Origin of the sequence: Paenibacillus sp. FSL R5-0908 (genome assembly GCF_038006245.1) — a bacterium.
GTDB classification, from domain to species: domain Bacteria; phylum Bacillota; class Bacilli; order Paenibacillales; family Paenibacillaceae; genus Paenibacillus_AQ; species Paenibacillus_AQ odorifer.
Window position 1 is genome coordinate 1104510 of sequence record NZ_JBBOUV010000001.1, and the last position, 26940, is coordinate 1131449.

At 45.1% G+C, this 26940-nt stretch carries 22 protein-coding genes; 10 read left to right on the top strand and 12 right to left on the bottom strand.

Going from position 1 to position 26940, the window contains the following annotated elements:
• Positions 1–68 precede the first annotated feature (68 nt).
• The 3 genes from MKZ09_RS04960 to MKZ09_RS04970 form a co-directional block, all read right to left on the bottom strand.
• Entirely contained in the window at positions 69–884 is an 816-nt protein-coding gene (locus MKZ09_RS04960) for a hypothetical protein (protein ID WP_076105412.1), read from the bottom strand.
• Between the two features lie 199 nt (positions 885–1083).
• On the bottom strand, positions 1084–1971 hold the full coding sequence (locus tag MKZ09_RS04965; protein ID WP_076129612.1) for a helix-turn-helix transcriptional regulator: 888 nt from the start codon (positions 1969–1971) through the stop codon (positions 1084–1086).
• Between the two features lie 75 nt (positions 1972–2046).
• Positions 2047–2937, bottom strand: coding sequence for an AraC family transcriptional regulator (locus MKZ09_RS04970; RefSeq protein ID WP_076207936.1), 891 nt, complete (start codon positions 2935–2937; stop codon positions 2047–2049).
• A gap of 127 nt (positions 2938–3064) precedes the next feature.
• Here MKZ09_RS04970 and yicI point away from each other — a divergent pair, with 127 nt between their 5' ends.
• Together yicI and MKZ09_RS04980 are read left to right on the top strand one after the other, a co-directional pair.
• On the top strand, positions 3065–5386 hold the full coding sequence (gene yicI, locus MKZ09_RS04975; RefSeq protein WP_038568831.1) for an alpha-xylosidase: 2322 nt from the start codon (positions 3065–3067) through the stop codon (positions 5384–5386).
• A 124-nt stretch (positions 5387–5510) separates the two neighbouring features.
• On the top strand, positions 5511–6680 hold the full coding sequence (locus MKZ09_RS04980; RefSeq protein WP_076137736.1) for an SGNH/GDSL hydrolase family protein: 1170 nt from the start codon (positions 5511–5513) through the stop codon (positions 6678–6680).
• On the opposite strand, the gene MKZ09_RS04985 is transcribed toward MKZ09_RS04980, so the two are convergent.
• Both MKZ09_RS04985 and MKZ09_RS04990 read right to left on the bottom strand, forming a co-directional pair.
• Positions 6681–8342 carry a response regulator transcription factor gene (locus MKZ09_RS04985; protein ID WP_076137734.1) on the bottom strand — a complete coding sequence of 554 codons (1662 nt, stop codon included), beginning with the start codon at positions 8340–8342 and terminating at the stop codon, positions 6681–6683.
• On the bottom strand, positions 8339–10159 hold the full coding sequence (locus tag MKZ09_RS04990) for a cache domain-containing sensor histidine kinase (protein WP_076207935.1): 1821 nt from the start codon (positions 10157–10159) through the stop codon (positions 8339–8341). Before MKZ09_RS04990 ends, MKZ09_RS04985 begins: the two co-directional genes overlap by 4 nt.
• Before the next feature lie 136 nt (positions 10160–10295).
• Here MKZ09_RS04990 and MKZ09_RS04995 point away from each other — a divergent pair, with 136 nt between their 5' ends.
• The 4 genes from MKZ09_RS04995 (at position 10296) to MKZ09_RS05010 (ending at position 15502) form a co-directional block, all read left to right on the top strand.
• Entirely contained in the window at positions 10296–11177 is an 882-nt protein-coding gene (locus MKZ09_RS04995; protein ID WP_036680772.1) for a carbohydrate ABC transporter permease, read from the top strand.
• The gene (locus MKZ09_RS05000; RefSeq protein ID WP_036680774.1) at positions 11177–12010 is read left to right on the top strand and encodes a carbohydrate ABC transporter permease; all 834 of its coding nucleotides are present in this window, start codon (positions 11177–11179) and stop codon (positions 12008–12010) included. The genes MKZ09_RS04995 and MKZ09_RS05000 overlap by 1 nt, the downstream gene beginning before the upstream one ends.
• A 61-nt stretch (positions 12011–12071) precedes the next feature.
• Positions 12072–13373, top strand: coding sequence for an ABC transporter substrate-binding protein (locus tag MKZ09_RS05005; RefSeq protein WP_094902687.1), 1302 nt, complete (start codon positions 12072–12074; stop codon positions 13371–13373).
• 137 nt (positions 13374–13510) lie between these two features.
• The gene (locus MKZ09_RS05010) at positions 13511–15502 is read left to right on the top strand and encodes a beta-galactosidase (protein WP_076207933.1); all 1992 of its coding nucleotides are present in this window, start codon (positions 13511–13513) and stop codon (positions 15500–15502) included.
• A gap of 505 nt (positions 15503–16007) precedes the next feature.
• Here MKZ09_RS05010 and MKZ09_RS05015 read toward each other — a convergent pair.
• Together MKZ09_RS05015 and MKZ09_RS05020 are read right to left on the bottom strand one after the other, a co-directional pair.
• Complete coding sequence (locus MKZ09_RS05015) at positions 16008–16316, bottom strand: hypothetical protein (RefSeq protein WP_143767386.1); 309 nt, start codon at positions 16314–16316, stop codon at positions 16008–16010.
• Between the two features lie 163 nt (positions 16317–16479).
• On the bottom strand, positions 16480–17313 hold the full coding sequence (locus MKZ09_RS05020; RefSeq protein ID WP_244886422.1) for an AraC family transcriptional regulator: 834 nt from the start codon (positions 17311–17313) through the stop codon (positions 16480–16482).
• A gap of 119 nt (positions 17314–17432) precedes the next feature.
• On the opposite strand from MKZ09_RS05020, the gene MKZ09_RS05025 reads away from it, so the two are divergent.
• Complete coding sequence (locus tag MKZ09_RS05025) at positions 17433–19463, top strand: beta-galactosidase (RefSeq protein ID WP_076207928.1); 2031 nt, start codon at positions 17433–17435, stop codon at positions 19461–19463.
• Between the two features lie 77 nt (positions 19464–19540).
• Here MKZ09_RS05025 and MKZ09_RS05030 read toward each other — a convergent pair whose 3' ends face one another.
• Entirely contained in the window at positions 19541–20230 is a 690-nt protein-coding gene (locus MKZ09_RS05030; protein ID WP_076207925.1) for a hypothetical protein, read from the bottom strand.
• 199 nt (positions 20231–20429) lie between these two features.
• Between MKZ09_RS05030 and MKZ09_RS05035 the strand changes: the two genes are divergently transcribed.
• A complete protein-coding gene (locus MKZ09_RS05035) occupies positions 20430–20987 on the top strand; it encodes a DUF1273 domain-containing protein (protein WP_076207922.1) in 558 nt (185 codons plus the stop codon).
• 102 nt (positions 20988–21089) lie between these two features.
• Entirely contained in the window at positions 21090–21413 is a 324-nt protein-coding gene (locus MKZ09_RS05040; RefSeq protein ID WP_081389215.1) for a YciI family protein, read from the top strand.
• 6 nt (positions 21414–21419) lie between these two features.
• Here the strand turns inward: MKZ09_RS05040 and MKZ09_RS05045 are convergent, their stop codons facing one another.
• Complete coding sequence (locus MKZ09_RS05045; protein ID WP_076138989.1) at positions 21420–22877, bottom strand: amidase family protein; 1458 nt, start codon at positions 22875–22877, stop codon at positions 21420–21422.
• 169 nt (positions 22878–23046) lie between these two features.
• On the opposite strand from MKZ09_RS05045, the gene MKZ09_RS05050 reads away from it, so the two are divergent.
• Positions 23047–24174 (top strand): copper amine oxidase N-terminal domain-containing protein, encoded by a 1128-nt coding sequence (locus MKZ09_RS05050; RefSeq protein WP_076207919.1) that lies wholly within the window; start codon positions 23047–23049, stop codon positions 24172–24174.
• 96 nt (positions 24175–24270) lie between these two features.
• Here MKZ09_RS05050 and MKZ09_RS05055 read toward each other — a convergent pair whose 3' ends face one another.
• The 3 genes from MKZ09_RS05055 to MKZ09_RS05065 form a co-directional block, all read right to left on the bottom strand.
• A complete protein-coding gene (locus MKZ09_RS05055; protein ID WP_076099543.1) occupies positions 24271–24765 on the bottom strand; it encodes a hypothetical protein in 495 nt (164 codons plus the stop codon).
• A 70-nt stretch (positions 24766–24835) separates the two neighbouring features.
• Positions 24836–26251, bottom strand: coding sequence for a HAMP domain-containing sensor histidine kinase (locus MKZ09_RS05060; protein WP_076207916.1), 1416 nt, complete (start codon positions 26249–26251; stop codon positions 24836–24838).
• On the bottom strand, positions 26239–26922 hold the full coding sequence (locus tag MKZ09_RS05065) for a response regulator transcription factor (RefSeq protein ID WP_232061150.1): 684 nt from the start codon (positions 26920–26922) through the stop codon (positions 26239–26241). The genes MKZ09_RS05060 and MKZ09_RS05065 overlap by 13 nt, the downstream gene beginning before the upstream one ends.
• Between the last annotated feature and the right edge of the window lie 18 nt (positions 26923–26940).

The window sequence follows — 26940 nt, forward strand, 5'->3', positions numbered from 1 at the left end:
AGCAATCGGCAGACCCTCTGATGCGAAGGAGATCCGATTGCTTTTTTATATAGAGAATCTTGCCCTTGTTAGATTAGTATTTCTAGCTGCGACTTATCAGATTCTTCGGCTAAACGTTGAATTTCTTGATAGGTAGCTAATTGTTCTGTCCGCTCATTGGTATTCTCTTCAGAAGGTTTAATTTCTGTTGCACCTGCTTTATCGATCTGATCTTTAATTTTATCTCCCGTGTCTTTCATGGCATCGCCTAACGTTTCGTTCATTTCCGATAGTTTAGTTTCGATTTTGGATAACTGCTCCCGTTTGGCTGTTGCAGAATGCGTAGAACGAGTCTCATCCAGCTCTATTTCCTTGGTCAGAACTTTAGCCTCGCCACGCATCTTAGTGTGGGTAGAAGAAACTACCTCCATTTGGCTAACATCTTGGCTTACAGAAACAATCGTATTCAATCTTTCATTTTGTATCTCTTGCTCGGTTTTAGGTTCATCCGTTGGATTAGCTTTTTGTGCATCTTCTAAGTTCTTTTGTTGCTCTTCGAAGCTGTATTTTGCAATTTGTTGGTCAATCGTTTGAAGCTGCTTGTCGAACTCCTTAAGTTGATCTTGAATAGATTCGAGATTATGTGAACTTTTGGTAGTTCTTTCAATTAGACTGTTCTTACTGTCGATGATATTTTGTTTTTGTTTAAGCAGGGAGTTAACCATTCCGTCCATTTTGGATTGACTTTGAAAAGCGGCCTTTGCAGATTTACTTATTGATAATTTGTCTCCATTACCATTACCACTAATATTGCTGTTTGATTTCATAGTTTTATCATTAGTTTGGTGACTAACAGATACATTAAACCTCGTTCCCATAGATGAGGTCATATTCGTTATATGCATGGTTCATTATCCTCCTACGACGATAAGATCTATCTATAATATATCGGCAAATCAGCAGTAATATTTAATAAAGAGAGCTGTTAGCGGCAGCGCTTTTTGATGGACGCTTAACAACTTCTTTATCCGAATTATATTTGGTAAGCATATCTGAACAAAGCCTGGAAGAGGAAGATATTTTCGATGCCAGGCTTTGTTATGTCTATTTGCCGGTGAATTTTTGTCGGAAGTTAGAGGGAGAAATGCCTTCTTTCTTGGAGAAGCAGGAAGAGTAGTAAGTAATATGATGAAAGCCAACCTCTTCAGCGATGCGGGCAATGGACCAGGAAGTTTGAATTAACAGCCGTTTGGATTGTTCTAGACGATAGGACAGGAGATAGGCCATAGGGGTCACACCGTATATTTTTAGCATGTTTTTGGCGAGATAGTTGGGATGATAGTTAAGTTCTTTTTGAAGTAAGGAGTTAGAGACATCGCGAGTATAATTTTGCCGAATGAACAATTCAATCTTCTCGGCGAGATGAATGGCGGTTGCATCGGATGCCTCGGCCAGATCGCGGTCCAAGAATTGCAGGAACTGTTGAAAGGAGGCTTGGCGCTTCCAGTTGCGCATCGACTGGGGTTCTTGTTCCAGATGGAAAAAGAACTCTAATACCTCCATTGCCTTCTCTGATATTTCCGTATACTTCGGAATAAAGATCGAGCATACATCGCAGTGATTTAAATAAGCTTTTTGTTTATGGCTTTCGATGAGCTCGCTCTGATTCTCCAGACATTCGTTCATATCCTGACACTCGATCCAGCTGCCGAAGGTCTGAAAATGAATCCAGATGATTTCTGTTTCGATAGGACAGGGGGCAAAGCCATAGTGATGGGCATCTGGACGAAGGATGAGGAATTCTCCTTCCTTTAGCTCCCAGTGCACCTCGTTCTCGGCGATGGGCAACATCCCCTTTTTAACAATGATTAGATCAAATACGCCGATGCAATTACGACTGATATGATAGTCTCCAGCATTGTAGTGAGCACGGCCACAGTCTATGAAATAAGGAATAGGCGGTGTGATAAAGCTAAGAATCGGTGAGTTCATCGCGAGCCTCCAAAAGGTTGTATTTCCTAAAAAATCAGCTTGGAATCCATCGGTTTTTTTATGATGTAGATAAAACTAGCCTGCACCTTTCCTAAACTCCGAAGGCGAGCATTTCATCGCTTTGCGGAAAACCTTTATGAAATAGCTTACATTATCAAATCCGACCTCGAATGCGATGTCGGATATTTTTCTTTCACTTTGTTGCAGCAGATCGGCAGCCTGGCGAATCCGGTAAGAGTTGATATAATCGACCGGCGTTTTACGAGTCATCATTTTGAAGAAGCGGCAGAATTGCCCCTCGCTCATGGGAATAAGCTCTGATAGATCACGGGTACGTATCGGTTCCTGATAGTTATCTTGGATATAAAGGATCACCTTTTTAAGGCGGTTAATCTTGGTGGTATCTGCATCATCTGATTGGCTGCGGTTCTCAAATCGGCCCTCTGCGGTAATCTTGGAAAGCATGATTAGCAAAGTTCCTTTCATAAAGGTCTCAAATCCGGGCATTTTATTAGCGTATGCCTCCATCATTTGCTCCAGATGATGAAGCAACTCCTGCTGCCAAGGGACACCGGGTGTAAGATGTCTCGGAAAGCTCTGGCGTTTCTCTTGCAGTGGCAAAATCGCGTTTTGCTGGATCGCATCGTACTGGGCGCTAGCCAAAAGATCAGGCAGAAATACAAGCGCACAGAATTTGCAGGGGGTGTCTTCGTTCAGCACATAGGCGGCGTGTATATCGCCAGATTCGATAAATACTGCTTCGCCCGCGTGGAGTGGAAAATATTCTGTGTCTACTTGGAACAGAATTTCTCCTTCTAGCAGCATAAAGAACTCCGCTTCTTCATGCCAATGTGTATCGAGTACATGCGTTCCGGATGGAAGTTCTATCCAATAAGCTGCGAGTGGAAACATACTATCTCCATGAACTCTGTTTTCTTTTAGCAAACTCTGAGTTGTACGGTCCATATAAAGGCCTCTTTTCTTAAAGAACATCAAAATAGTGTTATAAATGAGCTATATAGTATTAGTTTTGTTCATTTTTTATCGGTATAATGCAACTATAAACACCAAATTGAAAGGTGGCAAGTACACAATGAAATTTACTGATGGTCTCTGGCTGGTTCGTGAAGGTATCACGATTAACGGCGCAGTTCAAAATTATGTTGTAGAAAAGACTCCCGAAGGATTAACAGCAATTACACAAACGACTCCAATCACAGGGCGCGCAGCAACGCTGAATTCAACCCTGCTTACTGTAAAATTCCATTCCCCGCTTCCAGGCGTGGTAGGTATTAAAATTATTCATCATGATGGTGTACAGGAACGTGGTCCGGTTTTCGAACTGACTAAAGGTACTGGCGATCATGTGAAGATTGAAGAAACGGATCTCGAAACCGTGCTGATCAGCGGCGGACTTCGTGTAGTGATTCGCAAAGGCGAACAATGGGCGGTGGATTTCTATCGCGGCGAAGAACGTATTACAGGCAGTGGCTTTAAATCCATGGCTTACATCACCGACCAAGACGGCAACACGTACATGCGTGATGAGCTGGATCTCGGCGTAGGCGAATTCGTATATGGTCTGGGCGAACGTTTTACCGCTTTCGTGAAAAATGGACAAACCGTTGATATCTGGAACAAAGATGGCGGCACTAGCTCTGAGCAAGCTTACAAAAACATTCCTTTCTACGTATCAAGCAAAGGTTATGGCGTATTCGTTAATCATCCGGAATTGGTTTCCTATGAAATCGCTTCAGAAAAAGTGAAAAAAGCCCAATTCAGCGTAGCTGGAGAAAGCTTGGAATACTTCGTAATCGATGGACCTACCATTAAAGACGTTATTAGCAACTATACTGCTCTTACAGGTAAACCAGCGCTTCCACCAGCATGGACTTTTGGCTTGTGGCTGACAACTTCGTTCACTACCAACTATGATGAAGAGACTGTAAATTCCTTCGTAGAAGGTATGGCAGAACGTGATCTGCCGCTGCATGTATTCCACTTTGACTGCTTCTGGATGCGTGAGTATCAATGGACTGATTTTGAATGGGATAAACGTGTATTCCCAGATCCAGAGGGCATGCTGAAACGCCTGAAGGAAAAAGGCCTGAAGATCTGCGTATGGATCAACTCTTATATTGGTCAACGTTCACGCTTGTTCGAAGAAGGCAAGAAAAACGGCTACCTGATCAAAAAGCCTAACGGCGATGTTTATCAATGTGACCTGTGGCAAGCAGGTATGGGACTTGTGGATTTCACTAACCCTGCGGCTTGTGAATGGTATGCCGGCTACCTGCGCGATTTGGTAGATATGGGCGTAGACAGCTTCAAGACAGACTTCGGTGAGCGGATTCCTACAGATGTAGTTTATTTCGACGGATCTGATCCGATGAAAATGCACAACTACTACACGCAACTGTACAACAAAGTTGTATTTGAAGTATTGGAAGAGAAGCTTGGTAAGAATGAGGCAGCATTGTTCGCACGTTCTGCAACTGCTGGCGGCCAACAGTTCCCAGTTCACTGGGGCGGAGATTGCTACGCAGATTATGAATCCATGGCAGAAAGCCTTCGTGGCGGTTTGTCCCTGGGCTTGTCCGGTTTCGGTTTCTGGAGTCACGATATCGGTGGTTTCGAGAACACTGCACCGGCACATGTATTCAAACGCTGGTTAGCTTTTGGACTATTGTCCAGCCACAGCCGTCTGCACGGCAGCACTTCGTACCGTGTGCCTTGGGCATACGATGATGAAGCTTGTGATGTCACCCGTTTCTTCACGAAGCTTAAATGCAGCTTGATGCCTTACCTGTATGATGTGGCTGGGCAGGCTGCAGAGCATGGCTGGGCTTCTATGCGGGCGATGGTTATGGAATTCCCGGAAGATCCAACATGCGAAGTGCTGGATCGCCAATACATGCTGGGTGATTCCTTGCTCGTAGCGCCTATTTTCCAAGAAAACGGCGAAGTGAAATACTACCTGCCAGCAGGTCGCTGGACTCACCTGTTATCTGGTGAAACTGTACAAGGCGGATCATGGCGCAAAGAGAAATATGATTTCTTCAGCCTACCACTGTTCGTTCGTCAGAACTCCTTGCTGGCAATCGGCAGCATCGACAACAAACCGGATTACGACTTTGCGGATGGCGTGAAATTTGGCCTGTATTCACTTGAAGAAGGTACTACTACTTCTGCAACCGTACGTGATCTTAAGGGTGCTCCTGAATTGACTGTGAAGGCTGCCCGCAAAGGCAACAGCGTAACAGTTACTGCAGAAGGCAGCGGTAAAGAATTCTCGCTTTCCCTTAAAGATCTGGGAGCTATCGCTTCCGTAGAAGGTGCAGAGCAAGTAGATGAGACTACAGTGAAAGTAAACGCAGGTGCAAAATCCGCATCGTTTACCATTACACTGAAATAAGATGATTTTTTAAAGCATATTGATATAGCCATAACCTCTCTTGTAGACTGGGTGAATGATCCGTTCCCTGGTTTATAGGAGAGGTTTTAGTGTTACAATCTTAACTAATAACGGGGGAAACGTTATGAATACTAATTTAATTAAGGGAAGTGGAGTTTTGAATCAGACGGACTATACCTCTGCTACGGTTCTTTCAACCGCCGCTAATTTTATTATGAATAGGCAAGAACCTTTTACACATACCTTCCGGACTTATATTCGTTTACGGGAAAACGGCCCGTTGCAGCTGAAATTTTGGCATAGCAATGCGGTGGATTCCACCTGGGACCAAGGGCTTGAAGCTTCGGGCAGTGAACCTGGGGGCAGTTGGGTCATCGAATCGGCTTTTATCGCTGATGGGGGCACTGAGCCAAACGGAGCTATTCTTGAGCATACACAACATGCTGTCACCTTTGAAGGCAATGTCTCCAAGTCAGTAGCAGCTGGTGAATGCTTCTGGAGTGATGAGACAAGCATTCATCTACCCGATGGCCATTACTTAGCGTTTACATGGACGATTAAGACAACTACTGCGGGCAAATCCATTCCTTTCAACGTAGAAGGGATGCTGGCAACCGCTTATGATGCGCCCGGAAATCTGGCTGCACAGGAATCAGCCGATGGATTTACAGAATCCGACAAGCTTCTGGTACTGCCAAGCTATATCGGGTATAAGAAAGCTGTGAATAAGAAGCTAGTATTTTTGGGAGATTCGATTACTCAAGGTGTGCGGACATTAAAGGACGGATACGAATATTGGGCAGCGAGAATTGCGGATGGTCTTGGTGCAGAGATTGGCGTATGGAATCTCGGCTCAGGCTGGGCTAGAGCGTATGATGTGGCTGCGGATGGCCCTTGGCTTCACAAAGCTAAACAGAGTGATGAACTGATGATTGTCCTCGGCGTAAATGATATTGATATTGGCTGCCGCTCTGCAGATGAGTTACTTGGTGATCTGACAACTATTATTGCTAAGATCAAAACAGCAAATGCTGATGCTAGTATTATTCTAAGTACGGTGCCGCCGTTTAATTTTCAGGAGGCAAGAGAAGAAACTTGGCGTAGAGTGAATCATGAAATCCTGACTAACCCACCCGCTGGAGTAGACCGTGTGTTTGATATAGCAAGCCTATTATCGTTGCCTGCACCAGACGATCACCGGATCAGACGGGAATATATGAGTGGACAAGACGACCCGCATCCGAACGGCATAGCCGGTAAGACGGTTGCGGACGCCTTTTTAAACTGGTATTGATCAACTCTTAAATGTGTCCCGGTAGTCCTTAGGTGAAGATCCAACCTGCTTCTTAAACACTTTGCTGAAATATTTAACATCATGAAAACCGACCATTTCGGAGATTTGGGCCAGCTTCAGACGAGGATTCTGCAATAGCAGTTTAGCTTTATCTATTCGAATATTAACAATAAAGTCGGAGAAGTTAATTCCGTATTCCTGTTTGAATCGGCGGGAAATATATTCACGGCTAACAAAAAACTTTCCGGCCACTTCCTGTAAGGACAGGTCGGAAGCGTAATTAAGCTCGATGTATTTGACGATATCATGCATCGGATTACGTTCTTTAGCTTGTTTCAGGGCGATTACTTCGGCGAGCTCCTGCATTAGGGTATACGACCAGTCACGCCAAGCGAATAAAGAGAACGAGTAACCGTTCGTAAAAGGAGCTGGGTGAAGCTGGTCGGCCTGTTCAAGCTCGGCCAGTGCGCCTTCAGCTTCAGGGCCTAACATTTCCCGAACCAGCTGGGAACGAAATAGTAGAGCATCATTTTTCCATGCGTTTAGGATTTCTGGTGTCACAACCCCGCCTCGGCTAAGCTCATCTACCCAGTGCTGCGCAGCTGTTGATAATATCTCTGGACTTCCGCTGATGACTGCCATCTTCCAATCTTCCTTGACGTCCGCAAAGTTCGTTGTTGATACATTACCGCGGACCTCTGCTTTGGCGATCTCTTTACGATCTCTGAATTCTTCGGAGGAAGAGGAGAAATGGCAGTAATCCTCATGAATTAATAAGTTTCGGCGCTGTAATGCCTCTGCCACCTCTGCACGCTGATAAGGTAACTGCTTAGGTAGGTTGCCGATGCTGCTGATTCCAAAATGCATTCGGACCTGCAGGGTAGAGTAGATGCCATGATTGATTCGGCCTATTAGCTCGACCACAGAGGTCTGAATATCCCACAGAATAATCGCAATCTCCGGAGGACCTCCCCAATAACGAAAAGCAACACCCTTATGCGGACTGTGCAAAAATTCATTACAAATATTGACGATAGCGTAGTTCATTAGCTCGGTGTCTCCGCCAAAACGTTTAATCAACGGATTGTTCCCCGCATCTGTCTGCACCAATATTAACCGAGCGGAATGGATGTTTTCCGGAATGATACCATCACTGCATAACCTCCGCAAAGATAATTCAGAATTGATCGGATCATCAATTAGTGCGGATAATAGCTTTTCCCCATAAATGGGTTTGAACTCATTAAGCTGAATACTCTGTTTCTGCCGCTCGCTTCGGTCATCTTCTTCTGAGCGCCAGGCTGCAACTGCTTTAGCTACCGCTACATTGATTGCCTCGGCTTCGATGGGCTTCAGGATATAATCAATCCCCCCATGCCGCACAGTCTGCCGTACGAACTCAAAATCATTATGTCCGCTGACTACAATAAACTTAGTGTTGCCGGCGAATTCATTCACCCAGGTCATTAACTCTATCCCATTACCTGATTCCATCATCATATCCATAATGACTAATGCTGGTTTAACCTGCCGGATGATCTCGATGGCTTCATTTCCGTTTCCGGCTTCCAGAATTTCATCTATTTGATGGGCGTCCCAGTCGACAAGCAGTCTGACTGCCTTTCTAACTCTTGCCTCGTCATCAACAATCAACGCCTTCATATCTTTTCACGCTCCGCTATAATTTCAATTTCCAATTTCACTACTACTCCGCCCGCTCTAAGGTTATCAACAGTTAAAGTGGCACTATCTCCGCACACAAACTTGAGTCGAGCCAGAACGTTCGGCAGACCAATACCTGATCCTGTAGCTTCCTTGGTTTGCTCTGTATTTCTTAATAAATCTATATCTGTTCTAGTAGGATGCTGTAGCTTCTGCTTTAAAAGATCTAACTTCGCTGAAGGGATCGCATTTCCGTTATTTTGGATACAGATTTCCATCCGGTTGTCATCCACTCTTGCTGCGGTGATTTCAATGAATCCGTCACTGCGGGAAAGATTAAAGCCGTGTTTGAAATAATTTTCGACAATAGGCTGTAAAATCATTTTCGGCATAAACGTCTCTAAAAGTGATTCCTCCATATCGTAGCGGAAACTGAACTTATTTTCAAAACGTTCCTTTTGCAGTTCATTGTAGGCTTTGACATGATCCAGCTCATCCTTAACAGTTACGATCTTCTCCTCATTGTACATGCTGTAGCGCATCATTTTAGCTAGAGCTGAAAGAAGTGAGTAAATTTGGGGCACTTTAAGCTCTAAGGCCAGCGTGCCAATGATCTGCAACGTGTTATTCAGAAAATGCGGGTTGATTTGTGCTTGCAGTGCCCGCAGTTCATTGGTTTTATTGGACAATTCCAGCTTGTACTCTCTTAAAATCAGGTTGTTGATCGTGTCCATCATACTGCGGAATCGCTCGGTAACCACGCCAATCTCATCTTTGCCCATAGGTTGAATTTCTACATCAAGATTACCGGTCTGTACCTGATTCATGTAACGAGTCAACTGCTTGATCGGAGCTGTGATTCGAAAAGAGATCAGGGTCGTTAACGTGGCAATTGTAATCAAAAGTAGAACAAGGAGGATTATATTGATCGCTGCCGCCTCGTTGGCTTCCCGGAACAGATAGGACGTTGGAATCTGCTTCACGAGAGTCCAATTTAAACCTTGGGTTTCGATTCTTTGGTAAATAAACACAGCATCTTCTTCTTCAAAATACCCTTGCGAGCTTTGATTCGCGGCGATTTGCTTGTTGTACCAAGAAGCGTGTAGGCGTTTGCCGTATTCCTCACTGTTGCTTCCGTATACAATCCTGCCATCGCCATCCAGCAGCCAAATGTTCTCCTGCTTCTGATCATATAACTGGCTGACGATGTCGGTAAGAGCCGTTAGCTTAACATCGATCGACAGGAAGCCGAGTGGAGTGGTAGTTGGAATCCTTTCAATTCGTCTATGCAATGTGAACACAGGCTCCGGTATGAGTTGCGGGATAGGTGAAGTTAGGCCATAGCTGTGGCTTATATGTGTACTTTGTATAAATACAGGAGAACTGCTAGTGATCTCTGAGTCGGCATAAGGGGGGATACCCTGCCAACGTTTGGGTGTATTTTGGGTGAGCAAAGTGGCTTTTCTATCCTTGACACCGTAAAGATACACCTGGGATATATCTGGCATGGATGAAGAAATGTAATTTAGAGAAGAATAAATTCGTGTATTTGCTGCCATATCCTCGTATCCCGCTTCGAGCAGTCTGTAGAAATCTGAATCTGAATAGACAATAAGGGAGAGACGATTGATCTCCTGAATCAGACTTTCGATGTTTCTATTGCCTTGAAAGAGGAGGTTCGTATTCTCATCTACTGCCCTTGTTCTTAGGGATTGAGTGCTATAGTGATAGCTAATAAACATGGTGGCCATAATACAGATTAACGTTGGTAGTAGGATAAAAACGATCAATTTTGTGCGAATCGTGTTCCATTTCATCGAAATTTGTCACATCCGATCAATATTTTACACCTGAAAGATCACTTTAGTAGGTGTGAGGTACCCTGAAAAAAACAGATAATATGTGTATAAAGCATAAACAAGTAAGTGAGCAAAAGAAAGGGGGGGGCAATAAATGCGCGGCACTAAGTTGTCCCAGTTAGGTCAACAGCTTTTTTTCGTTGGTCCGGCAGTTTTGTTTTTTACCTTAATAACGATTATCCCATTTTTGATGGGGATGTATTACTCTTTCACAGATTGGAACGGTGTATCGGGTAACGTAAGTTGGGTCGGATTTCAAAACTTTTCCACTATTTTCTCAAATGACCCTGACTTCTGGTCTTCCTTTTGGTTCACGGTAAGATTTACGGTGTTAGGTGTGATTTTGACTAACGTGGTAGGCTTCTTCTTAGCTTATCTGTTAACTAAACCTTTAAAGACACGTAACATGCTTCGGACTATTTTCTTTATGCCGAACGTGATCGGGGGATTGTTGCTTGGTTTCATCTGGCAATTTATCTTCATCAAAGGGTTCGCCACTATGGGCGACCTTACAGGATGGTCCTTCTTTAATCTTCCTTGGCTCGGTGATGCCACAACAGGATTCTGGGCGATTGTAATGGTCTTTGTTTGGCAGTCTTCTGGTTATCTAATGGTTATCTACATTGCCTCGTTGAGTAACGTATCTAAAGAAGTACTAGAAGCGGCTGATATTGATGGTGCTTCCCGTTGGCAGGTGCTACGCAATATCGTAGTTCCACTAATTATGCCTGCTGTAACTATCGGATTATTCTTGGCCATTTCCTGGTCATTCAAAATGTTTGACCTTAACTTGTCCTTGACGAAGGGCGGACCGTTCAAATCGACGGAATCCGTTGCTATGAATATTTACAATGAAGCCTTCCTGAACAATCGTTACGGGCTGGGTACTGCAAAAGCGCTGCTGTTCTTTGTAATTGTAGCCATCATTACTCTGATTCAGGTCCGTATCACGAAGAGCAAGGAGGTTGAAGCGTAATGAAACCTACAGAAAAAAAGAGATGGAATATTGGCACGGAAGTGATAATGATCCTACTGGCCCTGCTCTTTCTCTCTCCATTCTATTTCTTGCTCGCGAACTCGGTGAAATCCTTCGGTGAAATTCTGAGTGATGCGGCAAGCTGGCCAAAAGTATTTATGTGGTCGAACTATTCAACCGCTTGGAAATTAGCCCGTTTCGGTGAAGCATTCCGAAACTCGGTTATTATCACAGTGATCAGTGTTATTCTAATCTCTCTGTTCAGTGCGATGGCATCCTATCGTATGGTTCGGGCGAATACGAAATTCAATCAGTTCTTGCTGCTTATCTTTGTAGCGGCAATGGTAGTTCCGTTTCAAACGATTATGATTCCAATTCTGAAGGTCGTAAATGTTATTGGAGTAAACAACTCTTTCCTTGGTTTGATTATCACGAATCTAGGGATCAGTGTTCCGATGGCGATCTTCCTGTTCCACGGCTTTATCAAGTCCGTTCCTCTTGAAATTGAAGAGGCGGCTACAGTAGATGGATGTAATCCTATTACCGTGTTCTTCCGTATTGTGCTTCCTTTGCTGAAGCCAATGGTGATGACAACAATCGTGCTAAACGCACTTGGAATATGGAATGACTATCTGTTGCCATCCTTGATTCTTCAGGCACCAGAGCTTCGGACCATTCCACTGGCGACTTTCTCCTTCTTTGGTCAATACACCAAACAATGGGATATGGCACTTCCGGCTCTCGTAATCGGGGTCGCACCAATTATCATTTTCTACCTGTTTATGCAACGTTACATTGTTGAGGGAATAGCGGCTGGCTCGGTGAAAGGTTAACACCGAGCCCTCCGTTCCAAATATTTTTTAAGCAGTCCACTATTTTAAGGGGGAATATATAATGAAGAAGAAACACTCCGCAGTTGCTCTATCAGCAGTAATGGCAATGAGCTTAGCTCTAACGGCATGTGGTGGTAATAATAACGCTTCTAGTAACTCACAAAATGGAAGCGCTGGCACAAATTCAGGTGAAGTGAAGACCGTTAAGATCTTCCAATTCAAAACTGAAATCGTAGAAGGCCTCAATGAGCTTAAGGTTGAATTCGAAAAAGAATACCCTAACATCAAGCTGGATATCCAAACAGTTGGTGGTGGTGCGGACTACGCAGCAGCATTGAAAACTAAATTCGCTTCCGGCGATGCGCCTGATATTTTTTCCAATGGTGGATATGCAGAAATGGAACTTTGGGGAGACAAGATGGAAGATCTGTCCGACCAACCTTGGGTAAAAGATCTGATTCCTATGGCTGCAGAGCCTATGACTAAAGATGGCAAAGTATACGGTATGGCAATGAACCTTGAGGGTATCGGTATTGTGTATAACAAGGACTTGTTCGCTAAAGCGGGAATCACTGAAACTCCAAAAACATTGTCACAGCTTGAAGAAGCAGCTAAAAAGCTGCAAGCTATCGACGTAACTCCTTTTGGTAATGCATATCAGGAATGGTGGCTGCTAGGTAACCAAGGGATCAGCGTAGCCTTTGCACAACAAGATAATGTAGATGAATTCATCAAAGGTTTGAATGAAGGAACTGGTACAATTGTAGGCAATAAAACGTTTGAAGAGTGGAGTAAGTATCTCAAACTGACTTTACAATATGGACAAAAGAATCCTTTGACCACAGATGCTAACACTCACCTGGCAATGTTCGCAAAAGGTGAAACTGCAATGATGCAAGAAGGTAACTGGGCACAAACTCTTGTTGATAACATCACACCTGATATGAACATTGGTATGTTCCCTATGCCAATCAATGAAGATGCTGAGAAGAATGACAAAATGACTGTTGGTATCCCTGCGAACCTTGTAGTCAACAAAGAATCCGGTTCTAAAGAAGAAGCAAAAACTTTCTTGAACTGGTTGGTAACTTCCGATATGGGTAAAGAGTACATCGTTAAAAAATGGAAATTCATCCCTGCGTTGTCCACAATCGAAGCAACACCTGAAGACATCGGTATGCTTGGAGCAGACGTATGGAACTATGTAAAAGAAAACAAAGTTTATGGCCTGCAATCCTCCAAATTCCCTGATGGTGTAACGCAAGAATTTGCCAGCGTGATCCAACAGTTCATCGCTGACAAGGTTGACGTTAACGGCTGGATGACTGGTATGCAAGCTGCATGGGACAAGCTTAAAAAATAAGTGAAGCACATTATAGAGAAGATTTAATGGATATTAGTGGTTAACAGAAGCGCTCTCCGTATACCTCATCAATTTGAGACGGGGAGCGCTTTTTTTGGGAAACAGGGCTGAATATCAAGGGATGGGGAGAAGCGCCAATGAAACGATATGATCATGTTCAGATGGGTGTGGACTATTACCCGGAGCATTGGGATGAATCCATGTGGGAACCAGATATCAAGTTGATGAAAGAAACAGGTGTTAAAGTAGCCCGGGTTGCTGAGTTCGCATGGAGCCGACTGGAGCCTACTGAGGGGAACTACCAGTTCGAGTGGCTGGACCGTGCGCTGGACCTTTTTCATCAATATGATCTGCAGGTTGTGATGGGTACGCCAACAGCTACACCGCCAAGATGGTTAACGACGAAATTTCCGGATGTGCTTCCGGTGTTTGCTGATGGAGAGACCTTTCACCCGGGGGTACGTGGTCACCGCTGCTATAACAGCACATCGCTGCGTGAGTATGGCAGCCGTATTATTCTGCGTCTTGCCGAGCGTTACAGTGAACACCCGGCTGTCATAGGCTGGCAGACTGATAATGAATTTGGCATGTTGGATTGTCATTGTGACGCTTGTAATACTGCTTTTCGAGCATGGGTGCAAGCTAAATACGGAACACTGGCTGAGGTCAATGCAGAATGGGGAACCGTTGTTTGGAGCGGGGAGTACAGCGATTGGAATGAGCTTACCGTGCCGTTGGGCGGATCACCTCATCAGAATCCATCTTTTCTGCTGGACTTTCAGCGGTTTCAGTGGGATTCGGTGGTAGCGTTTCAGACAGCACAGATCAATATTTTGCGTATGATATGTCCAGAGCATTTCATAACCCATAACTTTCACAGCTATCCGCAGCGTCTCGATATGTACGCAGTGGGTGCAGATCTGGACGTGGCTGCGTTTGATTATTATCCGAATACTTCGCCAACCAAACAAGAGACGACACTTTATAGCGGAGCACTTTCATTGGACGTAACCCGTGGCATCAAACGCCAAAACTTCTGGATCATGGAGCAGCTGAGTGGATCTCCGGGTTGTTGGATGCCGATGTGGCGAACTCCTTATCCAGGACTGATTCGTGCCTATGCATGGCAGGCGATTGCTAGAGGTGCGGATACTGTTGTTCATTTTCGCTGGAGAAGTGCAACTTCAGGAGCGGAACAATTCTGGCACGGGCTGATTGATCACAGCAATGTTCCCGGACGCAGATTAGCCGAGTTCACGCAGCTATGTCATGAGCTTAATGGGCTGAGCGGCAAGCTCCAAGGAACGATGCTGAAAAACGAAGTGGCTATCCTCCATTCTCATGAAGAGAAGGCTGCGCTGGATATTCAGCCGCAGGCAGAGGGCTTTGATTATTATGAGAACATTAAGCAGATTCACCGGGCGGTGACCAAGCTTGGCATGGGCTGCGATGTTATCGACCTCAGACAACCGCTTGATGGATACAAAGTAGTAATCGCTCCAAATTTATATTTGCTGGATGAGGAGATCGTACGTCATCTAGAGGATTTTGCCCTCGCTGGCGGGACCTTGCTGATCACCAACCGTAGTGGCGTCAAAAATATAAACAACATCGCAGTCATGCAACCGCTGCCTGGGCAGCTGAGCTATTGTACCGGCGTTGAAGTGCTGGAGTATGATCCGATTGGCGTTGAAACACATGTCATCGTGGATGCGGAGGGTAACTCATATGAATGTACGCAGTGGTGCGACATCCTCCGACCTGTAGTGGCCCAGCCAATTGCCTGGTATGGTGATGATTTCTATCGCGGCACACCCGCTGTAACTGTTAATTCCTTCGGCAAAGGTCAGGTTTATTACTTCGGAACCCATGCGGAAGAGCGATACTGGTCAGTTCTATTGGAGAACCTGGCTAAGGAAAAAGGGTTGTTACGCTTTGAAGGATTGCCAAACGGAGTACAAGCCTCCGTGCGGACTGGAGATCAGGGAAGCTTCTTGTTCCTGCTTAACCTGAGCCGCGAGTCGGTGATCGTTCCGTTGCCACGAGAATACAGCAGCCTGCTGGATAATAAGATTCGATCGGGAGAACTCCAGCTCGAGCCGTATGGCGTTGAGCTGCTGGAGATTTGAGTAGTTTTGAGTAAAAAATTATTAGAGTGGGTTTGAGAGTGTGGCAGGAGATGGGAAAGTGGAGTGGGGAATGTGTGGAGTAGGATGAAGTGAGGTTGGTGAAGATGGAGTGAGGGATGTGTGGAGTAGGATGAAGTGAGGTTGGTGAAGATGGACTGAGGGATGTGTGGAGTAGGATGAAGTGAGGTTGGTGAAGATGGACTGAGGGATGTGTGGAGTAGGGTGAAGTGAGGGGTGGTGAAGATGGAGTGAGGGAAGAGAGGAAAGTGAAGGGTGAAGTAAGTAGATGGTGGAGTAAGTGAAGAGCGGTGTAGGGGAATGTGTGGAGTAGGGAATAGTGAAGTAAGTGGAAGTGTGGAGTAAAAAATGAGTGGATTAGGGGATGGAGAAACTTCAACAGAAGTACAACAGAAGTACAACAGAAGTACAACAGAAAATAGTTGCACTTCGTACACTTATTTGAAGTGTTGGAGTACTTAATTGGTTTTAGTTGCACTTTGTGCAGCTAAAAATTGGCTAATCCCGCTGCAAGGTCGTATTCCGAGAATATAGTTGCACAGAATACACTTATATGGATAATTTCTGCCGTGCAGGCTATTTTAAGTGTACAAAGTGCAATTATTTCGTCTGACTTACTCATACTGAACTGAAGAGAGCTGCACAATGGAGTCCCCATCACTGGCAGATTTCCATATGGAGTCCAACCATGAGCAGATTTCCATATGGAGTCCAACCATGGGCAGATTTCCATATGGAGTCCACCATGTGCAGATTCCCACATGGAGTCATCCATGAGCAGATCTACACGATCCAACCCCAGAGCTGCCGTACACTCGCAGCCATAAACCCAGCCAACGGGCCATACCGCACTTCACCGTATCGCCCATTTCTACACAATAGTAGCGCATACCATACTCTTACTACGTTCTAGCCGCATATTCCCAACGAGTAATTTCTCCACAGTGGGCGGGACATTTTTAATGCAGGCGTCTAAATTGCTCCGGCGTAGTCCCGGATTGCTTGCGAAATGTGGCTACATAATGGCTGACATCGCGGAAGCCGACTAGCTGGGAGATAGCTTTTACCGTAAGATCGGGTTGGCTTACGAGCATTTCTTTGCTTTTGCGGATGCGTAAACGTACGAAATAGGCATAAGGCGAGAGTCCGAAAGTTTGGACGAATAGGTTGTTAAGATAGCGCCCAGATACCCCTAGTTCATCGGCTAGATCGTTCAGTCCGAGATCAGGATCGCCATAATGGCTGTCCATCCATTTTAGCAGTGGCTGCAGTTTATCTACATTGCGGGAAATCGCCGTATTATTATGAAGCTGGCCATATTTACTCAAAGTAAGTAAAAAACGATAAGCATCTGTGGAGGCGCCGAGACCAAACATATCCTGATAGGCATCATGACGATCCAGCATTTCCTTCAGCAGATTGGGGAGAGGCGCTTCATTTTCCCAACGGTAAAAAGAATTACTATTCATCCCAAGCGTCTCCAAAATAGATTGTGCCGAATCGCCACCGAATGTTAGATAATAGGTGCCCCAGTTTTTGGTGGAAGCCTCATAACGATGGGGTGTATAAGGAAGTAGTAATACGCCGCTGCCTTCGGGCAGGGAAAAGGTTTTATTATCAAAATGGATGATCCCTTCACCTTCTGAGGTCTGAAGCCAATGATACGTGTCATAGCCATCGGGGCGGGATACTTTTTCCTGATCATGATTGTGCCCCATACTGTCTAAAGTGATTGGCAAGTGCTGTCCACCTTCATGGACGAATACGATCCTGCGATGCATGATTTCGGACAATGTTATCCTCTCCTGTTAGTTCTATATTCTTATATGTATGAGATATTATTTTATATTTAAAGGGCAACCTTAACCATTTACAATAGATATATAATTATACTATAAAGGGTGTGCGAAGTGTGATTAACGATAAATTACCTAAAATTTGGTACGGTGGAGATTACAATCCGGAGCAATGGGATGCGCCTGTATGGGCTGAGGATGAACGGATGTTCAAGCTGGCGGGAATTGATGTTGCCACAATTAATGTGTTTTCCTGGGCTTTAATCCAACCTTCCGAAGATACTTATGACTTCTCCTCATTGGATGAATTAATGGATAGACTATATAAAAATGGAACTTATGTATGTCTAGCTACAGGAACAGGAGCACATCCAGCTTGGATGGCTCATCGTTATCCTGAAGTGACCCGTGTCGATGTGCAGGGCAGAAAACGTAAGTTCGGCGGACGACATAACTCCAATCCGAACAGTTCAGTTTACCGCAAGTATGCAGCGAAGCTGGCTGGTAAGCTAGCAGAACGCTACAAGGATCATCCGGCACTGGTAGCTTGGCATATTTCTAATGAATATGGTGGCTATGACTATTCCGAACAGTCCGCTGCTGCCTTCCGTGTCTGGTTGAAGGAGCGTTATGGTTCGTTGGATGCTTTGAACAAGGCTTGGAATACACGCTTTTGGGGACATACGTTTTATGATTGGGAAGAAATTGTGGTACCAAATGAGCTGAGTGAAGAATGGAACGGTAACCGTACTAACTTCCAAGGAATCTCGTTGGACTATCGCCGTTTTATGTCTTATAGCTTGCTCGAATGTTACAAAATCGAATACGAAGCGATCAAAGAACACAGCACTAACGTACCTGTTACAACGAACCTGATGGGCTTTTATCCGGAGCTGGATTATTTTGAGTGGGCCAAGCATATGGATGTAATTTCTTGGGACAACTATCCTTCACTGGACACACCAGTCAGCTTTACAGCAATGACACATGATCTTATGCGTGGATTAAAAAATGGCCAACCGTTCATGCTGATGGAGCAAACACCGAGCCAGCAGAACTGGCAACCGTACAACTCTTTGAAACGTCCAGGCGTTATGCGTCTATGGAGTTACCAGGCTGTAGCGCGTGGTGCAGATACTGTGTTGTTCTTCCAGCTGCGTCGTTCGATAGGGGCATGTGAAAAGTATCATGGAGCGGTAATTGAGCATGTGGGTCATGAACACACACGGGTATTCCGTGAATGTGCAGAGCTGGGTAAAGAGCTGGAGCAGCTTGGAGATCAACTACTGGATGCGCGCAGTGCAGCTAAAGTAGGGATCATCTACGATTGGGAAAATCGTTGGGCGCTTGATCTCTCAAGCGGACCGTCGGTTGCCTTGGATTACGTGAATGAAGTTCACAAATATTATGATGCGCTGTATCAGCAAAATATCGAAGCCGACATGATCGGGGTCGAAGAGAACCTGTCCAAGTATGAAATTGTTATCGCACCTGTAATGTACATGGTCAAGCCAGGTTTTGCAGAGAAGGTTGAAGCCTTTGTAAAAGCGGGCGGTACATTCATTACGACTTATTTCAGTGGTATTGTTAATGAGAACGACCTCGTGACGGTTGGAGGTTATCCAGGTGAACTGCGTAAGGTGCTTGGAATTTGGGCAGAGGAAATTGATGCATTACTGCCAGGTATGAGCAATGAGCTCGTGCTGGATAAAACGTGGGGTAGCTTGAGTGGTTCTTATAAATGTGATCTGCTCTGCGATCTGATCCATGCCGAAGGGGCAGAAGTTTTGGCGGAGTACGGTTCTGATTTCTATAAAGGAATGCCTGCGTTGACTGTGAATAAATTTGGCGAAGGTAAAGCTTATTATGTGGCGACTAGCCCAGAAGCTGGATTCCTGCAAGGTTTCCTAGCGAATCTGTGTGCCGAAAAGAACATTCAGCCGCTGGTAACTGCACCGGAAGGTATCGAATCTGTTCAACGTGTGAAGGATGGCGTAGCTTACTTGTTCTTACTGAACCACACTGCCGGGGATTTAAGCGCGGATATTGGGCCAGCTGAGCGTACTGATCTACTGACTGGTAATGTAATCAGTGGTTCAGCAGTTGTACCGGGTCGTGGAGTATTGATTTTGTCGGATAAAAAATAGTTTATAGTATACGATTTTTAAAAAACTTTCCGGGTATAGCTTGTCCCCGGAAAGTTTTTTTGTTGTGAAGAAACTGATTAGCTGCTGCTGCCCGTGCTCCCGGCTGGAGCGGATCCGCCGGGGTTTCCGCTGCTTAAGGTAATGCTCTCCGCCACATTGGAATCTGATTTAAGTGTATATTGGATAATGTCCTCAGCTTTCAGGTCAGCTAAGCTGATCGTGTTCTCCTGACTTGTGCCATTGTCAAAGGTCATCGTTACAATTTTGGTATCAGCATCAATTGTAATATCTGTGGTTTCCTCGGAGAAGGTTTGCTTCATCCCACCTCCTTGTGGTCCACCACCTTGTCCACCGCCGTCAGGGGCTCCTCCTTCCGGTATTCCCCCCTCTGGAGGTGTACCGTTTTCTGAGCCTTGATCACCTTCGGGTCTTTCCGGTGGAGTACCAGCCTGGCCGTTCTGCTTATCGGCTCCAGCCGTATCTCCAGTGCCTTGTACGGGCGGGGAAGGCATTTCTGACGTATAGATTGTAATTGTGTTGTCGCTAATACTCTTAATCTTGCCGAAATTCATAGACATGTCGGGTCTGCCGTTTTGTTGATTGCTGTTTCCTTGAGATTGCTGTGCCTCAGTGTTATCTGCGGGTGCCGTGTTCGCTTGGTTATTAGCGACTGCTGTTCCTTCGGCCTCCGAGTTCGTGCTGCAGCCAGCCAATAGTAGAGAAGCGAGTAGACTTCCTGAGATCATAATCGGTATTAATTTCTTCATTTATTTTCTCTCCTTCATAGTTTTAGATTGATTAGGAGAACTATATCAGAAGGTTCTGAAAGGTTGCTTAAGATCAGCTGAAAGTTTGCCTAAAGAAATAGATCAAGGAAATGCTATATAATAATCATAAAAGTGGGATAAAACTCTACAAAGGTAAGTCATGGTAAGACATAACCAACGTTCAGGAAAGAGGCAGTACATGAAGAATTTACTCGTAACAGGCTACCGTGCGCATGAGCTCGGTATTTTTGACAATAAACATCCGGGAATTCCTTATATCAAAAGGGCGCTGTCTAACAGATTAAAACCGCTAATTGAAGAAGGCGTCGAATGGATTATTACCCCCGGCCAGTATGGTGTCGATCTTTGGGCTTGTGAGGTGGTAAGTGAACTCAAGACTCAATATCCTGAATTGAAATTGGGGATCATTACGGCGCATACTGGACAGGAAGAGAAGTGGAAGGAAGAGAAGCAGGAGGAATACCGACGTATTATTGCGGGCGCGGACTTTTGCAGGGCGGTCAGTAATGCTCCTTATGACGGCAGCTGGCAGTTCCGGGCCAGAGACGACTTGTTGTTCCGCAAAAGTGACGGGATATTGCTCTTTTATGATGAGGATGCGGCGGAAGGCAGTCCAAAGTTTTTTAAAGAACGAGCGCTGAAGCTGCATGCAGAGGGGGACTACGAGCTGTTTCTTATTCATTCTGATGAGATTCAAAATATTGCCGATGAAGAAAATCAGCGAGATTATGAATGAAGCTACGAACGAAGACATCACGAAATAAAAAAGCCCGAATCGGCATTGGGAAATCACCGTTACGGGCTTTAGTTTCTATTTGAACGAGAGGTGGAGAATAGGATGAGTGAGGTCAATCAAGCAGATATTTGTTATGTTATTTTGCTTAGCCCGACGAATCAAGACCGTAGAGACATGGAGATTATTCGTGGTCATGTTAAGCATTTACAAGAGCTGGACCGTAAAGGTCAATTAGTGCTGTGTGGTCCCTTTAGTGATTGTCCTGGTGGTATGGTTATTGTAAGAGCGAGCTCACGCGAAGAAGCCGTTCTCCTTGCCGAAAAAGATCCTTACGTGCTGTCTGGCATTCGTAGCTATGAAGTGCGTACATGGAGTCTTTCACATGAGGGAAACAGGCATTTAGGTATTGTTCCACTCCAGGAATAGGCTTAATCAAATGAAGCTTTTTAGCGAAGGTGCTTTTCGCACCTTGTAATGCTGCTCATAAGCATAGGCTAGCTTGATAAGCGTAGGCTCCTGATAAGCTTTTGCGGAGAAGGTTACACCAAAGGGAGCACCGGCTGACGTGTATCCAGAAGGAACGACGATAGACGGATATCCTGCTCTGGAAGTAATTCTGGCGCCAAAATCGGCAGGGAACAGCAGGGCATCCAGATTGTATTCTTTCATAGTGGCATCGATCCCTTCTTCCTTACACAGCTTCAGGTCAGTCGCACGATGGCGTAAATATTGAGCTTCACTTTGTGTGCCGGAGGAGGTATATTCCGCATCTATTAACGTAGCTTGACCAAATCTCAAAGTCTCCACAGGGTGTGCATGATTAAAATCAATAATATCCTTTAAGGTTCGCATAGGTGCTCCGGGGCCCAAATGAGATAAATAAGCATTCAGTGCTGTTTTGAATTCGTTTAATACCACCGAAGAGTAACTAATTTCGCGGGCGGTCTTAATATCCGCGGGATCAATGATGGTCGCTCCAAGCTCTCTCATCCTGTCGACGGAAGCGTTGAACAAAGCAAGCTGCTCATCTGTGAGCTCCTCAAAATAATAATCACGTGGTATCCCAATTCGAGCGCCCTGCAAACCATTCGGATCAAGGAATACAGTATAATCCTCGTGGATTTTACCTGTATTTGTTCCCATAGCTGCATCGTGCTGATCCTTGCCCAGCATGGCGTTTAGCAGCAAAACAGCATCATGAACGGTTCTAGCCATAGGACCTGCGGTGTCTTGTGTATTGGAGAGCGGCAGGATTCCTGAACGGCTGAGCAGCCCCACGGTTGGCTTAATGCCGATGATGGAGCCCAAATTACCGGGGTTAAGAATCGATCCTGAGGTTTCTGTGCCAACAGAGACCGTACAGAAATTACAAGCGACAGCTACTGCTGAACCCGCACTAGAGCCGCCGGTTGGCGTAGAAATATTGTAGGGGTTAAGGACTTGCCCGCCGCGGGAGCTGTACCCGGAGGGCATGCCGTTCGTCATAAAATTGGCGAATTCGGTCATATTGGCTTTACCCATAATAATGGCTCCGGCTTCACGCAGCTTGGTAACTATAAACGCATCTTCCCCGGCAAAAGAATTCGCCAAAGCCAGCGAACCCGCACTTGTATGCATTTTGTCCCCAGTATTGATGTTATCTTTCAACAACACAGGTATCCCGTGCAGGGGTCCTCTCGGGCCTTTAATTGCCCGTTCCACATCCAGAGATTCTGCGATAAACAACGCATCAGGATTAATCTCCAGTACAGAGTTAATCGTTAGGCCGTTTTTGTCGTGATCAGCAATGCGTTCATAATACATGAGAACTAGTTGTTTTGACGTAATTTCTCCGGCTTCTAATGCGGCTTGGATGTCCGGTATGGTGGCCTCTACGATTTCAAAACTCATATACGTTCACGCTTCTTTCCCTCTAGGATATGGCTTCTTCTTCATCTAACCATAATTTGGGTGTCGTTGGTAGTTTTCTTTTTAGACTTACATTTTGCTTGACCATTTGATATATTCAGGTGTGCAAAGTAATACTTTATTTTTCTAGATTAGGAGCTAAATTAAGAACATGAAAAACCACAACTTTGCTTCAAAAATGATCACTTTTTTTATGGTGATGATAAGTTTTGCTGTTTTATTTTCAAGTCAAGCCTTGGCGGACGACAGTGATCTCAAATGTTATTTGGACGGTAAGCAATTACATTTTAATGTAAGTCCTATACTGAAAGATGGAGTTACATACGTACCTATGCGGGCGATATTTGAAGCTTTAGGCGCAACTATTAAATGGGATAATCATGCGAAGTCGGTCTCAGCGGTTAAAGGGGATATTAACATTTTTTATCTGGTCAGGGAAGGAAGAGTAATTGTAAACGCCAAAGAGCATGAGCAAGTCTTAAAAGGTATCAATTTTCAAAATAATACACTCGTCCCTCTAAGATTTATTAGCGAAGTGTTAGGTAGTAGTGTCACTTGGGATGAAGGTGCAAAATCTATTTACATAACCTCACCAGTTGCCGAGGAGAAGCTTATTGCTCCGGTTAACAGAACAATTTCAGTAGGAAGTCAAGAGCAATCAAAATCGTTATCAGATGAGAGAAACAGGTTTGTTATAAACGTAAAGCACTACGGAATTAAAAATAATCAGTTGTATAGCTTGCTCGAATTTTCTAACATGGATAATAAAGACATCTCAATAAGTTTTAAGTCTGGTGATCAAAAAATCATTAAGACGTTCTCTAAGGAAAAGGACCCCATGCCGACTCTGAAAATTGAAAATTGTACGGAAGTAACCCATAAAGTAGTTATCGATAATATGGGCGGGAATATATATAAAATCCCGGAATTTTCAGTTAATCAGGCATGTGTCAGTTCCAACCAATCCCAACAAGATGCGCTTGATGAATGGCGGAACAACAATTCCGGCCTCTCGGAATTAGGCAGTAACCTCGTGTCTGTCCGTAAATATATTCAAGATCAGACGGGTGGGCTGCAAAACTTTGTGATCCCAGCCAATAAAGCTGAACAGCTGATCTTGGTCGCCCCAGTTGGAGGGAAGGATAGGTTGGTTGTGGAGGGCAGCTATTTTGTAGGAGGTCTATCAAATAAGATTATAGAATTCCAACTAGATTATGAAGTGGTTTCCGAGCTCGATTTGGGTATTTATAGTTACATATATACGGAACCTGTATATTAAGGATCGTTTTATTAGAAAAGAGGTGTCCGAACGGCCAAAATAAATGGCTGCTCAGACACCTCTTTTGTTGTGAGTGTGTAGATTAAAGTCTGACAATTACTCCTGCGCTGCTGTAAATCCCTCTTCCGCTAAATATTCTTTAGCTTCCTCAAGCGTTTCAAACGCCATCTCCAGATTGAGGTCGGCATAGACATACCATAAATCATCCTCAAGCTTTAGGGTTAGGGTTTGGCCCTCATCATTAGTCCAGAGTGTATCGGCAGTTGCCGCAGCCTTTTTCTTTCTTTTGCTGGCTACAGGAGCATCAGGAATGTAAATAGACAGTGAGGTGATGGAGGCATCCAGCAAACTACGCAGCTCGGATTCCGAGTAGTCGCGAATATTCACGAAGCCCTTATCGTCTGTCTCGTAGCCCCGCAGTAAGCCTGCGAACACATAGCCATTACCATTTGGATGCAGGTGAAAAGCCACGGTTTTCTTATCATGCTGGCTTTCCTCGTAGTGATAGTTCACGCGCCCAAGGGATACGTTTTTGCGTTCCAGCTGGGGGTAAGAGTCGAGAATCGCTAATTTTTGTTCAAAAGTAAGCATATACAGCCTCCGGTTTTCGGTGTGATTGTGCACATGATTATACCATGTCGATGGATCGTAGACTATTTTTTTAGTCATCAAGCGGCAGAGACAGCACGAAGGTGCAGCCTTTGTCTGAGTGCGCCTCAAGCACGAGGCTTCCATTCATAGATTCGGCCAACAGTCGGCTGAAGGTTAGGCCGAGTCCTAGACCACGCAGTGTGCTCTGCTTGTCGCTGCCCCGGAAGAAGGCTTCGAAGACATGCTCACTATGATTGGATGAGATGCCAAGCCCATTATCTTGAACACGAATTTCGGCAAAGCCATGACCTTGCTGCTCCAGCAGTTCTATCGTAAGCTGCACCCTTCGATCAGGAGCTTTGGCTTGTACGCTGTTATTAAGTAGATTGACGATAATCTGCTGGATACGAAGGGAGTCCCCACGCAAAAATAAGGGATTGATCGGCATATGGAGCACGGGTTCAGCGACTTCTTCCGCCTGTGTCAGCTTCCATTGATATACGATTTCGGATAACAGGGGTACGGCCTCGAGTCGGTCATGACGAACGGAAACCATTCCTGCAGTCAGGGCATTGTAATCCAGAAGGTCGGCTACCATTCGCTGCAACCGCCCAGCCTCCAGCAGGGCAATATCCAGAAATTCCACAGCTTCATCACCTTCAACGACCCCTTCGCGGACGGCATGCACCAGGCCTTTAATAGAAGTTACGGGTGTTTTCAACTCATGGGAGACTCCGGCCAGCATTACGGCTCGAGACTGCTCAAATTGCTGTAACTTGCCTGCCATCTCTTCAAAAGACATCATCAGCTCATGAATTTCCCGCTCTTTAGCATCCTTATCTAGAATGATATCATAACGGCCATGGCTGATTTGAGCCGCTGCCTCGACTACCTTCTGAATGGGTTTGGCCAGTTTACGAGATAAGAGGTAAATGGTTAGCCAACTTAAGATGATTAGAAACAGCAGCAGTATGGAGAAAAATATGATCTCCTCCTGTGGAATATGCCGCAGCGATTTTTTGGATTGCAGGACAATAACCTGTCCCAGTGTTTTGTCATTCGAATTTATGGGTGCCACAGCAGCTTTAAACTCCGGACTGCGGGAGTCGTTAAGGCTATCATTAAGCTTATATCTCATTTCCTTGTCAGTTAGAGGTGGCAGGGAGAACAGCATTTGACCTTGTTGATCAGTAATGATCACACACATCTCTATGGTTAACTTGAAAAACCGCTTCCGGTCTTCGATCAGTTTTTCGAGATTTTGGCTGATTTCAATGGAGCCCTCCATATTTAAGCTGCGATCTGCAATCTCCTGTGCCAAAAGCCCCGCAGTCTGCAGACGATTGCTCATAGCCTCCTGACGGATCCACCATAATGTAGCTAAAGCTGTGAGGAGCAGGCCTACACTAATAATGAGCAGATAACGTATCGTCCAGTAAGAAAGGATAGAGGTGCGTTTGGCGTTGGTTCTCTTTAAGTTGTCCATAATTGATATCCCGTCCCCCTTAGGGTACGGATTTCCCCCTCACTAGTAGGCCAGTGCGACAACGCCTGGCGTAGTCTTTTGATCGACAAATCTACCGCCCGGTCACTTCCTTCATAATCCATTTCCCATACAAATTCTATTAATTGCTCACGCGTACAAATCTGATTAGGCCGTTCAGCGAGAAATAACAGTACTGACATATCCCGAGGACTAAGACTCAGCTCAGCCCCATTCAAAAAGACAGCACGTGCTGTGAAGTCGATAAACAAACTGCCATAATGCCGTTTACGGCTGCCATCTGACCACTGCGAGGGACGGCGTAAGACAGCGTTCACGCGTGCCACCACTTCCTCGGGAATAAAAGGTTTAGACATATAATCATCCGCACCACCGTCGAGGCCGGCTAACCGGTCATTGATCCCATCTCTTGCCGTCAGCATGATCACAGGGCAGCTGCTTTTTTCACGGATGAGCTTAAGCAGTTCAAAGCCGTCCATGTTTGGCAGCATGATGTCTAGTAATACTAATGAAGGGGGAGATATAGCAAAAGACTCCAGCGCAGCGCGTCCATCAGCTACACGGGTGACTTGAAAGCCTGCTTTTTTCAGATAAGCACTGAGGACTCTAGAGATGGCTTCTTCATCTTCTACAACAAGAATGGATTTCGTCAAATTGGAGTACCTCCAGTC